Source organism: Pseudoduganella danionis, from assembly GCF_009720775.1.
GTDB lineage: Bacteria > Pseudomonadota > Gammaproteobacteria > Burkholderiales > Burkholderiaceae_D > Rugamonas > Rugamonas danionis.
Genome location: NZ_WNKW01000002.1, coordinates 650,055 through 664,059, shown reverse-complemented (window position 1 = coordinate 664,059; position 14,005 = coordinate 650,055). Strand labels below are relative to the sequence as shown.

11 protein-coding genes and 1 tRNA gene are annotated in these 14,005 nt (G+C 56.5%); 6 read left to right on the top strand and 6 right to left on the bottom strand.

All coding sequences use genetic code 11. The annotated features are described in order from the left end of the window. Window positions 1–61 precede the first annotated feature (61 nt). On the bottom strand, window positions 62–2,404 hold the full coding sequence (locus tag GM655_RS11150) for a heparinase II/III domain-containing protein (protein WP_155434720.1): 2,343 nt from the start codon (window positions 2,402–2,404) through the stop codon (window positions 62–64). Window positions 2,405–2,820: 416 nt separating this feature from the next. Here GM655_RS11150 and GM655_RS11145 point away from each other — a divergent pair, with 416 nt between their 5' ends. The 6 genes from GM655_RS11145 (at window position 2,821) to GM655_RS11120 (ending at window position 9,938) form a co-directional block, all read left to right on the top strand. Continuing rightward, window positions 2,821–4,269 carry a lipopolysaccharide biosynthesis protein gene (locus GM655_RS11145; RefSeq protein ID WP_155434719.1) on the top strand — a complete coding sequence of 483 codons (1,449 nt, stop codon included), beginning with the start codon at window positions 2,821–2,823 and terminating at the stop codon, window positions 4,267–4,269. Window positions 4,270–4,335: 66 nt separating this feature from the next. Beyond that, a complete protein-coding gene (locus GM655_RS11140) occupies window positions 4,336–5,481 on the top strand; it encodes a glycosyltransferase (RefSeq protein WP_196308743.1) in 1,146 nt (381 codons plus the stop codon). Further along, window positions 5,478–6,623, top strand: coding sequence for a glycosyltransferase family 4 protein (locus tag GM655_RS11135; protein WP_155434717.1), 1,146 nt, complete (start codon window positions 5,478–5,480; stop codon window positions 6,621–6,623). The genes GM655_RS11140 and GM655_RS11135 overlap by 4 nt, the downstream gene beginning before the upstream one ends. Then, the gene (locus tag GM655_RS11130; protein WP_155434716.1) at window positions 6,620–8,212 is read left to right on the top strand and encodes a glucosamine inositolphosphorylceramide transferase family protein; all 1,593 of its coding nucleotides are present in this window, start codon (window positions 6,620–6,622) and stop codon (window positions 8,210–8,212) included. Before GM655_RS11135 ends, GM655_RS11130 begins: the two co-directional genes overlap by 4 nt. A 61-nt stretch (window positions 8,213–8,273) precedes the next feature. Further along, window positions 8,274–8,348, top strand: a tRNA-Arg gene (locus GM655_RS11125). A 72-nt stretch (window positions 8,349–8,420) separates the two neighbouring features. After that, window positions 8,421–9,938 carry a glucosamine inositolphosphorylceramide transferase family protein gene (locus tag GM655_RS11120; RefSeq protein ID WP_443094155.1) on the top strand — a complete coding sequence of 506 codons (1,518 nt, stop codon included), beginning with the start codon at window positions 8,421–8,423 and terminating at the stop codon, window positions 9,936–9,938. A 76-nt stretch (window positions 9,939–10,014) separates the two neighbouring features. Here the strand turns inward: GM655_RS11120 and GM655_RS11115 are convergent, their stop codons facing one another. The 5 genes from GM655_RS11115 to GM655_RS11095 form a co-directional block, all read right to left on the bottom strand. Beyond that, the gene (locus GM655_RS11115) at window positions 10,015–10,884 is read right to left on the bottom strand and encodes a class I SAM-dependent methyltransferase (RefSeq protein WP_155434714.1); all 870 of its coding nucleotides are present in this window, start codon (window positions 10,882–10,884) and stop codon (window positions 10,015–10,017) included. Between the two features lie 122 nt (window positions 10,885–11,006). Beyond that, a complete protein-coding gene (locus GM655_RS11110; RefSeq protein WP_155434713.1) occupies window positions 11,007–11,399 on the bottom strand; it encodes a RidA family protein in 393 nt (130 codons plus the stop codon). Then, window positions 11,399–12,574, bottom strand: a complete 1,176-nt coding sequence (locus GM655_RS11105; RefSeq protein ID WP_155434712.1) for an acyl-CoA dehydrogenase family protein — start codon at window positions 12,572–12,574, stop codon at window positions 11,399–11,401. Before GM655_RS11105 ends, GM655_RS11110 begins: the two co-directional genes overlap by 1 nt. Window positions 12,575–12,586: 12 nt before the next feature. After that, window positions 12,587–13,441 (bottom strand): enoyl-CoA hydratase family protein, encoded by an 855-nt coding sequence (locus GM655_RS11100; protein WP_155434711.1) that lies wholly within the window; start codon window positions 13,439–13,441, stop codon window positions 12,587–12,589. A 25-nt stretch (window positions 13,442–13,466) separates the two neighbouring features. Beyond that, complete coding sequence (locus GM655_RS11095) at window positions 13,467–13,985, bottom strand: MarR family winged helix-turn-helix transcriptional regulator (RefSeq protein WP_155434710.1); 519 nt, start codon at window positions 13,983–13,985, stop codon at window positions 13,467–13,469. Between the last annotated feature and the right edge of the window lie 20 nt (window positions 13,986–14,005).

Below are 14,005 nucleotides of genomic sequence, written 5' to 3'. Positions count from 1 at the left end.
TACCCGAAAAAAAAACCTGCAAGTTTTACCTTGCAGGTTTTTTTATGTGCGCTTATTTCAACTAGTTCTTAGTATAAGTCGCCGAGCCATTGGCATAGGTCACACTCCACCCTGCTCCCTTGACTACCCAACTACCGTCCGCATTTGGTACTGCCGATGGTAGAGCGCTAGCGCAGTCCGTGCTAATCACGGTCGCATAAGTCGTTGCCGCAACTTTAGTGTTGAGCGTATAGCGACCATGCCACTGCCCAGCTGCGGCCGCATTCGTCGGAGCCGTAATCGAGGATAGCGTCATCGCACCAGTATTATTGATTTTCCCACAGGCTGCTGCCGTGCCATTGCGGATCGTGAACTGGCTATTATCAGAGCTCGCAGGAGTAACCTGGCCATGGACATTCCACTCCCAAGCCACCGGGGTCGTTGCTGACAGCGTATCAAACACTAGCACGGTCGAGGGACGAATATATACCAGGGTACGCAATGCCTTGGTCACTGGGCTGTTAGGTACAACACTTACGCTATAGGCCTTGCTGGCATCACCACTCACCATATCGACCACACCATCACTACGGAAGCTGCTGACGATGCCGGTTGCATTGACATCGCCTTTACCATTGGTGTCCTGACCTTGTCCTTTGCCACCATCGTAAGTAATGCCATTGTGCGCCGCAGTGGTTTTCGACCAATTAATGAAATTGTAGGAGCCGTAATAGTCGTACAGCCCTGTCTCTACCAGCAATGCCGCGCCTTGGCTATTAATTGTAAAGGTATTCTGGTCTGCATGAGAATGGTTATAAGAGCCGTAGCCACTGCTCTTGAAATATACCGATGTACGCATGCGATCTGCAAGACTGCTATGCATGGCCGTCCAACCTACCGATGGCAGCCAGATTGAATTAGGCGTGTTAGCAGGCAGCGTGCTTTGCTTTACCAGCGGCGGCGCCAGAATTGCCTGCAAACGCGAATAATCACCAGCTATCGACTGTCCGTTATACCAGCTATACAGCGGATCACCTGCACGCGCAGCATAGGGACGGAACAGACGGCCATTCGGCTCACTGTTATCTTCGCTAGCACCATCGCCAAACATACCAAATGGGCTACCCGGAGGATAGAAATAAACCAGGGTACGTCCTAAATTGCGGGCCCAGGATTTAGCCATGACGTCAACACCGGTGGTCCAGCGTAAAGCGTCCCAGTTCTCCTGCGACTCGAGTTGCCAGATAAGGTAGTTGGTACCACTGGCAAACCCGCCATCATCGCCACCGAAAGGACTAAGCCACTGTGGGAACAATGGATAGGTCGCGTTAAACCAGGTAGTCGCTTCAGGAATATCGCCCACCGTCAGCGCTGCCACGGTCAAGGCATTTTGCAGGGTGTCGACTGCAATCGAGTTCAACGGCTTGGCGGCAACCCCTTCGGTGACATCGGTCAACGATGCCATCAACAGCACCATACGGCCCTTAATCGCTGCCAGTATGGTTGCGCGCTCATCGGTCGTGAAATCCTTGTACAGCCAATCGTAACCAAAGGCAATAGTCCACACCACCCGCGCAGCACCGAGCGGCTCCTGCGCGAAGCTGGTGGCGCCATTCGGATCCAATCCGGCCAGGAATAAAATGCGACGTTTTGCATCCGCGATCACGCTAGTCTTGCGTTCAAGCATAGCCATGAAAGCCGCTTCACGTGCAGCCTCCGATAGCTTGGTCATTTGATTCATAAACGCAAGATTAGCCGTGGCAATCGCCGCAGTGGAATAGCCCGAGACTTTCGCCGCAGACGATGGATCCACCGGCATAGCTTCGCCGACTTTGCCATCGACCCGACGACGCAATTCGGACATGCCGCTGACACGCGCACCAGTCGTCAGATCAGCCAGCCATGCAGTCCGTTCCGCCCCAAGCGGCTGCGCACGGGGGTGTGCCAAGGACGAGGCAGTCTTCAGCGCAGTCGCGACCGGCGGCACGGTAAAATCACGCGCCGTACTAGCAATCTGGAAACGCCGGGCCGGACCCCATGCGGTAGCGCCCTTGGTGCGCACCTTCCAGATATAATTCCCGGCGCCCAACTTCGTCGGCCAGTGGTACCAGGCAGTGGTAGTGCTAACAGTCGAAATCAAAGTAGACGTACCAAATGTTGCGTCTGTAGCCTTGCTCAACTGCACTTCATAGCCTGTTGCGCCTTTGATGTTCGACCAAGCCAACACCGGTGGATCGTGATCGATAACGGCACAGTCCATAGGCTGCAATGCGCGGTTATAAGGGGATGTTTGCGGCCACTCATTCGCACTTGCCGGCGTACAGGCAAGCGGACTGTTAATCGGACCTGCATAGGCACTGGAAATCTGGACGGCAAGCCCGACCAACACTGGGGCGGCCATGCCGCCTAGGGTACGTTTCAACATGATTCACTCCTTGTTGCAAATTTTTGAACCATCAGAAGCAAATATGCTCTGCTAGCCGGACCAAAGTTGCATCTTGCCTCACCAGCAACGCCTGGCTGCACTGACTGCAACACATCCTTAGTCACGATAGCGGAAAAGCTTATTTCCGTAAAGAAATTATTTCCTATGGTGTAGAGATTTCTCGGTAGGATACCCCTATCAGACTGGAACGGCAATTATCAAAAAGATATAAATATAGCTTATATGGAAAAACGCAACGCCTTAAACATACGCTAACAACGCATGCATGATGTACAATACTTTGCCTTCCGGTAGCCTCTTCGTCGCCCTAAACAGATAAGCCAACACCCCATGCCTGCGCGCCAGCTCCCTCCCCTCAAATTCATCGTTTCTCCTAGCGTAAAAAGGGGTGGGTAATGGGGGTTGGACGCCGTTCCCTGTGGCTGGGCTTATCTCAGGTCATAGAAGTTGGTTTACAAGTTGTTTTACCGATGCTGCTGGTTCGCCACCTGTCACAGGCTGCTTTTGGCGATTACCGCTTAGTTTGGCTGATTGCGGCCGGCCTGGCTTCCATCGCACCGATGGGCATGCCCAACACACTGGCTTACTTCCTCCCCCGTACAAGCGGCTTGGAAAGAGAATCGCATGCAGCGGTCGGAGTTTGGTACATGCTGCTGATCGGAGCCATATCGACCTGCGGCGTCACTATAGGTATTGCCTACTTCGGTCCTACGGCCGAGTTTCGCGCCATGGCGTGGCTGGCGGGGCTATTCACCGGCATCTGGGTCACCGGTGGCTTACTGGACTATCTGCCCGTAGCTGACGAACGCGGCGACTGGCAAGCCAGAGCCGTCATTATTCTGGCGCTACTGCGCTGCGTACTTGCGAGTGCCGCAGCGATCCACTACGAACAACTAGACTATGTATTTTATGCCTTGTCGATTTCAGCGCTGGTCAGGCTGGGCATGATCCTCGTGTACGCGCGCCGCCAACACCGCTTTGGCAGCACATTACCAACCCGCAGTTACTGGTCGGCACAGGTCCGGCTAGCCTGGCCTATCGGCCTGTCTTCACTCATGGTTTCCATACGCCGTCAGGCCGACCAGTGGATTGCAGCAGCAATTTTTGGCACCGTACAATTTGCCATCTTTTCCCTGGGTGCAGTGTTTAGCTCGCTAGTCCTTTTGATGCGACGCGCCGTTTCTAGCACCCTGATGCCTACCATGAGCAAGCAGCACGCGGCAGGCGATTGGGACGCAATTATTGATACCAACAACCGTGCCAACCTGGTCGTCGCATTTTTCGCATTGCCTTTGCTCGCATTTATTTGGTGCTTTGGCGAGCCGATCTACACAACCATCTACACGGCACAATACGTGGGCGCCACCCCCGTGATGCGGGTGTTAACGGTCAGCTGGTTGCTGCAGATAGTTGAACTGAACAGTATGATATTGCTCGCCGGCCAAATGCACTATTCGGCGCGCATCAGCACCCCTTTGCTGCTGTTATCGCTCGTTATCAGTGTCATTAGCGCGTACGCCTTCGGTCTTGCTGGCGCCGCCGCCGGCGGTGTTTTGGTGGCCTTTATCGAACGCAGTCTGCTAATTCGGCAATTGGGCAACTATCTCAACATTCCCATACGCCGGCTTCAAGCCTGGGGAACGCTGCTCACCATGATGGCCGTTTCCTGGGGCTTGGCAGGGCTGGGCCGACTTATATTTGAGTTCCGCCCCGAAGCGATTGCACCTTTACCAGCCATGTTAATGCTGGGTGTTGTTTTACCACTCCCCTATTACCTCATCGCACGCAAGTTCGGGTGGCTACCGCACACCCTACTCAACACGCCGTCCATTTCTTCACACTGAGCTATGACTGTCAACCCAACCACTCCGCTACAGCCAGTAAAACCTGCTGGCACACGTAAGCGCATCATGATCGTCTGCCCGTCGTTAGGCTTCGGCGGCGCTGAAACGCAGATCATCGTCACAGCAATAGGTATGAAAGCGCGCGGCCATGAAGTTGCGATTTATCTTCTATCCACGGAAAAAGATCGTGCCGACGAGGTGCGCGCTGCCGGGGTGACCTTGTGGGAAGACAACCGTAATAGCCGGCTCGATCTGCCTTTGCTGCAGCGCCTGCGACGCGTTGTGCGGGACTGGAAGCCAGATCTGATCCATGGTTACCTATTCGACGGCAACCTATATGCACGCCTTGCCGGCATGGGACGAAAGGTTCCCGTGCTCAGCGCAGAGCGCAGTAGCGACTATGCCTTACGCCCCGCACAGACAGTGGCACATCTGGCCAGTCGCTGGCGCAGCGACGGTGTGGTTGCCAATTCCTGGGCCGGAGCAGCGCTGGCCAAGCAAATGTATCCCAGCCTGAAAAATCATATTCATGTTACCTGGAATGGCATAGATGTCGCGGAAGTACAGCGCCGCGCTGCGGCTGCGTCAGGTATGCGCGAGACGCTGGGCATACCTGAACAAGCCAAAGTCGCTTGCTTTGTCGGCATGGTCAAGCCCGACAAAGATTTTCTGCTGGCGGTAGAAACCACGCGCGCATTGCTGCAGCAGGCAGACACGCCATGGCATGTCATCTTCGTCGGCGCGCCTATCTATCAGTTCATGACCTACGCGGCCGGCGGTGCAGCGGAAATGGATAGCTATGCGGAACAGGTTGAAGCCGCGTTTGCAACCCTGCCGCTGCAACAAAACGTGCACCGCCTTGGCAATAGCAAGCAGGTAATCGAATTGATGGCGCAATCTGATGTATTTTTCTCCACCTCGGTGCGCGAAGGTTTCCCCAATGTCGTACTGGAAGCCATGACAGCTGGCGTACCTGTGGTCAGTACTGCCTACTCCGACATCCAGATGATCTTGCCGCAGCCGTGGCAAGTGGTGACTGAACGGGATAGCCATACCATGGCGGCAGCCATCATACGCGCAGCAGAAGACAAAGAGCTGGCCCAAATCCAGAAGGACTGGGTCAACCAGCACGCCACACTCGATTGCGCTGTCGATGCGCTCGAAGCGGTGTATGAGCTTTACATTCCGCGTCCGGCTGGGCTTGCATCATGAGCCAGCCTATCCATTTATGCATGCTGGCATTGACCGCCTACCCCGTGTTGGCCGGTCGTCGAGACTCACGCGAACTGGGCGGCGCCCAGGTTCAGCAAGTCATGATAGCGCGCGCACTCGTCAAGGCGGGAGTCAAGGTCACCTTCATCTGCATGGACTATGGCCAGGCCGATGAAGAATGGATAGACGGAATCCGGGTGCTGCGCACCTATGCACCGGATGACGGTATCCGCGGCCTGCGCTTCTTCCATCCGCGCGCTACTGGACTGTTTAGCGCCATGCGCCGCGCCAATGCCGACATCTACTATCAGCGTAGCTCCGGTAACGATACCGGTCTGATGACAAGCTGGTGCCGTCTCAACGGCAAGGCCGCCATCTACGCCGGTGCGTCAAATCTGGATTTCGAACCGGGCCCGCCCAATGTCCATAACCGGCGCGATCAATGGCTATTCCGTCGCGGCCTGCGCCAGGCGGATGCCGTGGTGGTACAGAATCCGCGTCAGCAGGAACTGCTGCGTGCGAACTACCAACGCGACGCGGTGCTAATTCCCAGTTGCTATGCGCGTCCTGGCGATGCAACGATGAACCAGTCCGCCAGCCCTCCAGACGAAATTTTATGGGTGGGAATGATACGCAAGGTGAAACGGCCTGACCGTTTTCTCGCGCTGGCTCGAGCCCTGCCGCACCTGAAATTCCGCATGATAGGTGGCGCCATGGGAGACTCTGCGGAAGTTCTGGCTTACTACCAGCACATTGCCGACGAAGCCGCGACATTGCCGAATCTGGAGTTCATGGGCTTTCTGCCCTTTGCGGAGGCCGACGTCTATTTCGACCGAGCAGCCTTGTTCGTGAATACCTCAGATCATGAAGGCTTCCCTAACACATTCCTGCAAGCCTGGGCACGCAGCGTTCCTACCGTCGCCTTGTTCGATACCGGCTCACGCCTCGATGGTCAAGCACCGTATGTCCTGGCATCGGACGATCACGACCTGTGCGATCAAGTGCAGCGGCTAATGAATCAGGCGCCCTTGCACGCAGACTATGCCATGCGGGCGCAACGCTTTTTTTCCAGCCATCATGCACCGGAAGCGGCGGCCCAACACTATCTTGAATTGTTGTCTAATCTAGTGCGCACAAAATGAGCTCATCCCAGATTCAGATACAGGTGATCAGTAGCGGCCCGCAGTTACCGGACTGGGCCAATAGCATGCTGCTGGATATGCTGGCCATTGAAAAAACCGTGTGGGCAGGCTGGACCCGGGTAGCAAGCGCTGCGCCTGCCCTAGGCTTAGGCGCACGTATTTACCAAGCCTTCGATCAACGATTGATGGCACGCGGGGTTTCGATAGACCAGTTGAAAACGCCTGCACATGTCCCTGCGCACGTAGCGGAGGCCAACTGGACGAGCACGCAAGGCATCACTAGCGTCCCCGAGCAAGCCATTGCTGAGTGGTGCGACAATGGTACCGGACTGGTGATCTGGCTACTCCCAACCGCCCCCAGCTTTGCCGTCCCGCTACCTGCCCACATCGCCGTATGGGGACTGACACTGGGTAACAACATGGCCATGCATCCGCTGGCCAGCGCACAGGAAATGCTGCAATCGCCTCACCTCTGCGAAACCTGCCTGTATGATTTTGCTGCCTCGCCACCCACACTGCTGTATCGGTCGATGAGCGCCGCTGTGACCAACTCACTCGCCGCGACACGACAACGTGCACTCAAGAAGGCCAAAGCATTCATGGTACGGTGTCTCGCAGCACAACAATCGCAGCAACAACTGCTGCCACCCGCATTAGCCGATACGGCGGCAAAATGGCTAGCGCCAGTAGGCACTGCACCCCACGGATTTGAATTGCTTGCCGGTGTAGCCCTGCGTATTCTGCGCAACCGACTAGAACGGCGAAAATACCTGGATCAATGGCAACTGGCATTTACTTTCGATCCTAACCCGGACTGGAACGACCTGGAGCATTTCCATTTCGTCGTTCCACCTCGGGAGGTTTTCTGGGCCGACCCCATGCCGTTGTATTGGCAGGATCGCTACTGGATCATGTTCGAGGAACTGCCATTCGCTGCTCCGTGTGGCCGCTTGCTGGCAATCGAGGTTAAAGCCGACGGAAGTTATGGTAGCCCGCTTGCGGTCATGGAGACACCTCATCATCTGAGCTATCCATTTGTATTGCAAGAGCAAGGCCAACTGCTAATGGTGCCGGAGACTTCGGCCACCAGACAAGTCGAGTTGCATCGCTGTGTAGACTTTCCCGGTAAGTGGGAACTGGACACTGTACTGTTAAAAGGCGTGAATGCGGTTGATACCACGATCTGGCGTTCGCCTGAAGGACATTGGTGGATGTGGGTCAGCGTAGTGGAAGAAGGCGCTGAACGGGGCGAGGAGCTGCACATCTACCATGCTGAGCAATTACGTGGCCCGTGGCTACCCCATGCATGTAATCCTGTGGTCTCCGACATCCGCTGCGCTCGCCCGGCTGGCCCTATCATCGCCGATGATCGCGGCCTGCTTCGGCCGGCACAAAATAGTGCAGCGGCCTATGGTCACCATATAGAATGGCGCCGGATCACTCAGTTAAGTCCGGATCATTATGAGGAGCAATCGGAAGGTCAGCTACTCCCGCCGCAAAATACTGCGTGGCTGCGTATACATACCGTAGGCGAAGCGAACGGGCTGCGCGTCCTGGATGTGATGGTGCGCAGGCCGCGACACGGCTAATGGAAACTTTCATCGGGCTCTACGCGCACGAGTATGGGTCCGCTATAATGACGCCCGCGGCCTCCCCGTAGCACAATGGATAGTGCACATGCCTCCTAAGCGTGGGATACTGGTTCGATTCCAGTCGGGGGGACCATCACCGCTCTGCGCTTGCCTTTAACGTACGGCGTAATTCGCCCTGCTTGTTAGATAAACTGGAGAAGCCTTGATGGATGTAAATGCAGGAAGCCCGAAACTACTACAACTGATAGGGTTCCCCCATCCTGCGACATGGCCGCAGGGTCTTATCATTGCAATCAACGCGCTGGCTGCAGAATGGACCTTGATTCACGATCAGACGGCGGCGCCGGACGCCGATGAATATCGGCCACATAATAGCTGGCTCGATTCACTTTTCCGCTGCCTCGATCGCGCCTTATATGGCCGTGCCGACTCCGCCACTCTCACGGCAAAGCTGGAATCCGTGCCGCCTGCCGGCCCGCTAGATACTGCCACTACTTTGCTTGCCTATACTGCAACAGGCGCTAAGCAACAAGCACTGCTTCGCAAACAAGCCATACTTTATATCGAATATGAGGGACTGGCACTCGGGCACATAAACGATGCTGCACGTGACCGGCTTGCCATTCCAGGCGCCACCCTTGCAGCCAAAGTATGGAGCACGGACGGCTATAACGCACAGCTGCTTTTCCACGGCGAGCTGGACATGGACCACCGCTCACTTTGCAAGAGCACGACACTTATTGCCGCAAAAGTGCCAGCGCTATTACGTGGTGCACTGGCTCGGCAAGCTCTACCTACTGCGGCAGGCCTGCCGCAGCCGCGCGCAACACAAGCCCCCAGATCAGCCACGCATCTATTCTTACGTTTGCTCAGAGCGATTATTAAGAAGCTACTCTGGCGTGATCAGTGGCGACTGGAGATATTTACGCATACAGAAGATAGTCCGACACAAGCTCGCTTCTCACATGTGATTGCGCCGCCAGCCAGCGATTTCTGGGCTGATCCTTTCCTGGTAAAAATTAAGAACCGTCTATGGCTGGTTTTCGAAGCCCTGCCGTTTTCTACCGGCAAAGGCAACATCAGTGCCATGGAGCTTACACCTGATGGCCAGCCCAAGTCCGCCCCGCAAATAGTGCTCGACGAACCTTGGCATCTCTCCTATCCGTTCCTGTTCACCGAAAATGAACAGACCTATATGATTCCAGATGCCTCCATGAGCCGCCAACTTTACCTCTATCGTTGTGGCGATGATCCTTTAAATTGGGAAAAATTAGCACCACTGATCAGCGATCAGTCGCTAGCTGATGCGACTCTGATTCGTTATCAGAACAAGCTCTGGATGTTTGCCAGCCACGGTGACCGCGGCGCGAGCATGGACGATACGCTGCACATTTATATGGCTGATCAGCTTACCGGGCCATGGAAAGCACACAGCTTAAACCCAGTAAAAATCGACGCTCGCTCATCTCGCCCGGCGGGCAATATGTGGATTTCGAAAGACGGAAACTTGCACCGCGTAGCGCAGGACTGTTCAACTGTGTATGGCGGCGCAACCGTTTGCACTCGCATCGTCAAACTCAGCGAAACCGAGTTTGAAGAAGAAATCGTGCAAGCATGGGGAAGCGAATACAATACTGCGAGTACTCCTTGGCACACATTTAACCAGCTTGACGGAATTCAAGTCATCGACCGATTGCAGATCAGTTCGCGTTACCGCAGCTAATAGTCGGCAGTTTTCCGCTACGCGCGCCGAGCAACAGGCCCTGCGCGCTTGCACCTCATCACTTATCCGGAACTGATCAAAGCCTGTGCTTGCGACCTACGGCGGCACAGGTTTTAAAGTTATTCCGCAGCGCGATAAGCGGCAAAAGTTTGGCAAGCCCAACATAGGCCAAGCGCTTCAGACCCGACAGACGTTCCAGCTTCTTGCTTAACATCTGTTGTGGAATTAATCTGAAATCTAGTTCAATTCCTCTGGCTGAACAAAGCCCGCCTATCTGCTTATTGGATCGGTAAAAGGTTTCACATTGTGCATATTCCGCAATTACCCGGCCCATCATTTGCCGCGACATATTGCCCGGTGGTGGTACGCCAAAACCAAGCCGAACCAGTAATCGGATCATCGCTTGCTGTAGCGCCCCTTTCGGCAGCCAATGGACCAATGCCAAATGGTAGTGTGGCTCGATCAGCCTGAAACGGGCCGGGAATAGCGTTAGCAGGCATCCTTGAGTGCCGAGCAAACGATACAATTCGGCAGCCACGCCATCCAACTGGGCAACATGTTCGAAGACTTGATTGGCAACAATAATATCGAAATATCCGTCGGGAAAGCCAACCTTACCGTCAGATCCCACCAGCGACAATAACGGTACCGAGTCCGGATACATCGTCTCGAGCATAGCACCTGAGGCAATTAGTTTTTCGTCAATCTCGACACCGAACGCCTGTACGCCCTTACTTCGCAAATAACCAACAAACTCACCACGCCCGCAACCGAAATCTAGCACTCGCAGGCTGGTAATTTCCCGTCCCGAAATCTGCGCTAAATTTTCCAGATGCCGCCAAAGGTTGAGGTTATCTTCGGTTTGCAAGTCAACTGGCGAGAGATCTCGATACTTTCTATCGCCTGAGCATTCACGGAATTTTGGTAACGAGCTTGTTAGTTCCATATTCCCTCCGAGCCGGCCCAGGGGCCGCGAGTTTAGACGTTGGCATATTTATAATACACCATCTATTCTCAAATACTACCGCTGAACTAAAAAACGGCTCGTCCGTTTAACGCAACAAATCTCTATGCAGGCACTACCGCCGTCACCTCGATCTCCACTCGTGCCCTATCCTCCACCAGCCCGGCCACCTGCACCGCCGTCATGGCCGGAAAATGCTTGCCTATGATTTCGCGATAGGCAGCACCGATCTCCTTATAGGCCGCCACATATTCGCGCTTGTCGAGCACATACCAGGTCATGCGCACGATATGCTCGGGGCGCGCCTGCGCCTCGGCCAGCACTGCCACCACATTCAGCAAGGCCTGGCGCACCTGCGCAGCAAAATCATCGCTATGAAACACGCCCTGTCCGTCCCAGCCTATCATGCCGCTGACGAACACCATACGCCCGCTCGCCGCCACCCCGTTCGAATAGCCCCGTGGCCGCGCCCATCCCGGCGGTTGTAGAAAATCCATCACATATCCTTGTTCTTCGCTGCACGCAGCAGTTCGCGCGCTATGATCAATTGCTGCACCTCGGTGGCGCCTTCGTATATGCGCAGCGCACGGATTTCGCGATACAAGCGTTCCACCGGCTGCTCGCTCACCACACCCAGCCCGCCGAACATCTGCAAGGCCGCGTCGATGACCTGCTGCGCCGTTTCGGTCGCCGTCAGTTTGGCCATGGCTGCCTCTTTCGTGACTATGCGGCCCTGATCGCGCTGCCATGCGGCGCGATAGGTCAGCAAGGCCGCTGCATCGATGCCGGTTGCCATCTGCGCCAGCTTCGCCTGCGTCAGCTGGAAGTCGGCCAGCACCTGGCCGAACATCTGTCGCCCTGTCGCACGCTGCATGGCTTCATCGAGCGCACGGCGGGCAAAGCCCAGCGCCGCTGCCGCAACGGAAGTGCGGAACACATCGAGCGTCGCCATCGCCACCTTGAAGCCCTGCCCGGCCTCGCCTATGCGCTGGCTGGCCGGAATACGGCAGCCATTAAATCGCAAGCGCGCCAGCGGATGCGGCGCAATCACTTCGATGCGCTCGGCGATCTCAAAGCCGGGCGTGCCGGCATCGACAATGAAGGCACTGATGCCGCGCGCGCCGGGCTGCTCGCCGGTACGCGCAAACACCACGTAAAAGTCAGCGATGCCGCCATTGGAAATCCAGGTTTTTTCACCGTCGAGCACATATTCGTCACCATCGCGCACAGCAGCGCACTGCATGGCCGCCACATCGGAACCTGCCTGCGGTTCGGACAAGGCAAATGCGGCAATCGCCTCGCCGCGCGCCACGCGGGGCAGATAGGCCGCCCTCTGGGCTGCACTGCCATGCAGGCAGATGGCACCGGAGCCCAGCCCCTGCATGGCAAAGGCAAAATCAGCCAGCCCGCTGTGGCGCGCTAGCGTTTCGCGTATCAGGCAGATGGCGCGGGTATCGATCGTCGCACCCGCCGCGCCACACTCGCTGCCGGCAATTGCGTGGGCCAGCCAGCCAGCGGCACCGAGCTGGCGCACCAGCGTGCGACAGGCCTGGTCCACATCGGGTTCATGCTGCTGGCTGATATGCTGACTGGCCCAGCTATCCAGCGCCTGCTCCAGGGCCGCATGCTGTGCTTCGAAAAATGGCCAGTCCAGATAAGATTTATCGCTCATAGTGATTCCGCTTCAATCGCCCTCAAAGGCGGGGCGCTGCTTGGCCACAAACGCATGGTAGGCGCGGTGGAAGTCGTTGGTCGCCATGCAGATGGCCTGCGCCTGCGCTTCCGCTTCGATGGCTTCGTCCACGCCCATATTCCACTCCTGCTGCAGCATTTTCTTGGTCATGCCATGCGCAAAGGTCGGGCCTTCGGCCAAGCCCAGCGCCATGGCCTGCGCCGCAGCCAGCAAGTCCTGCGGCTCATGCAGGCTGTTGAAATAGCCCCAGCGTTCCGCCTCGATGCCCGACATGGAGCGCCCCGTGTAGAGCAGTTCAGCCGCCCGCCCCTGCCCGATCACGCGCGGCAGCAAGGCACACGCCCCCATGTCGCAACCGGCCAGGCCGACACGGGTGAACAGGAAGGCCGTCTTGCTGCGCGCCGTGCCATAACGCAGATCAGCGGCCAGCGACAAGATGGCGCCGGCACCGGCGCACACACCATCCACTGCCGCAATCACGGGCTGCGGACAGGCGCGCATAGCCTTGACCAGATCGCCCGTCATGCGGGTAAAGGCCAGCAGACCGGGCATATCCAGTTCCGTCAGTGGTCCGATAATGTCATGCACATCGCCACCGGAACAGAAATTCTCTCCGGCTCCCGTGATAACGATGGCCTTGATGTCGTCGGCATAGGCCAGCGCGCGGAACAGATCACGCAGCTCGGCATACGAATCGAAGGTGAGCGGGTTCTTGCGTTCGGGACGGTTCAGCGTCAGCGTCGCCACACGGCCTCTGACTTCGAACAGAAAATGGCTGGCCTGATAGTCGCCAAGCTGGCTACGGTTGCCGGGCAGCTGCTGTGCTTTGCCGGGTAAATATCGCATACTGTGCATCCTTCCGCGTGGCGGATTATTTGTCGCCCGCAGCATACAGGTGCTGCTTCATCTGCGACAGTAACTCGATTAATTGTCCTTTATCGCCGGCCGACATGTCCTGTAGCAGTTCTGCCACCCAGCTCTCATGCACGGCCGCCATGGTGGCAAAGGCCTTGCGGCCGGCCGCTGTCAGCTTTACGCTGTAAGCGCGGCCGTCTTTCGGATCCGCCACCCGCACCACCAGCTTCTCCTGCTCCAGCTGATCGGTAATGCCGGTAATATTCCCGCCCGTGACCATCATGCGCTTGGACAGCTCGCCCATGCGCAATCCTTGCGGGTAGCGTTCCAGTTGTGCCATCAGGTCGAAGCGCGGCAAAGTAATGCCGAAGTTGGCGCGCAAACGGCTGCGGATTTCATTTTCGATCTTGGTGGTGCACGACAGCATACGCAGCCACAGCTTGAGCGACTGGTGATGATCCTGCGTCAGGCGGCTAGCCAGATCGAGCACAGGCGAATCGTCATCCTGTGGCGTATTTTCAGACGGTACTTGCATCTCTTTTGCTTCCATATTGA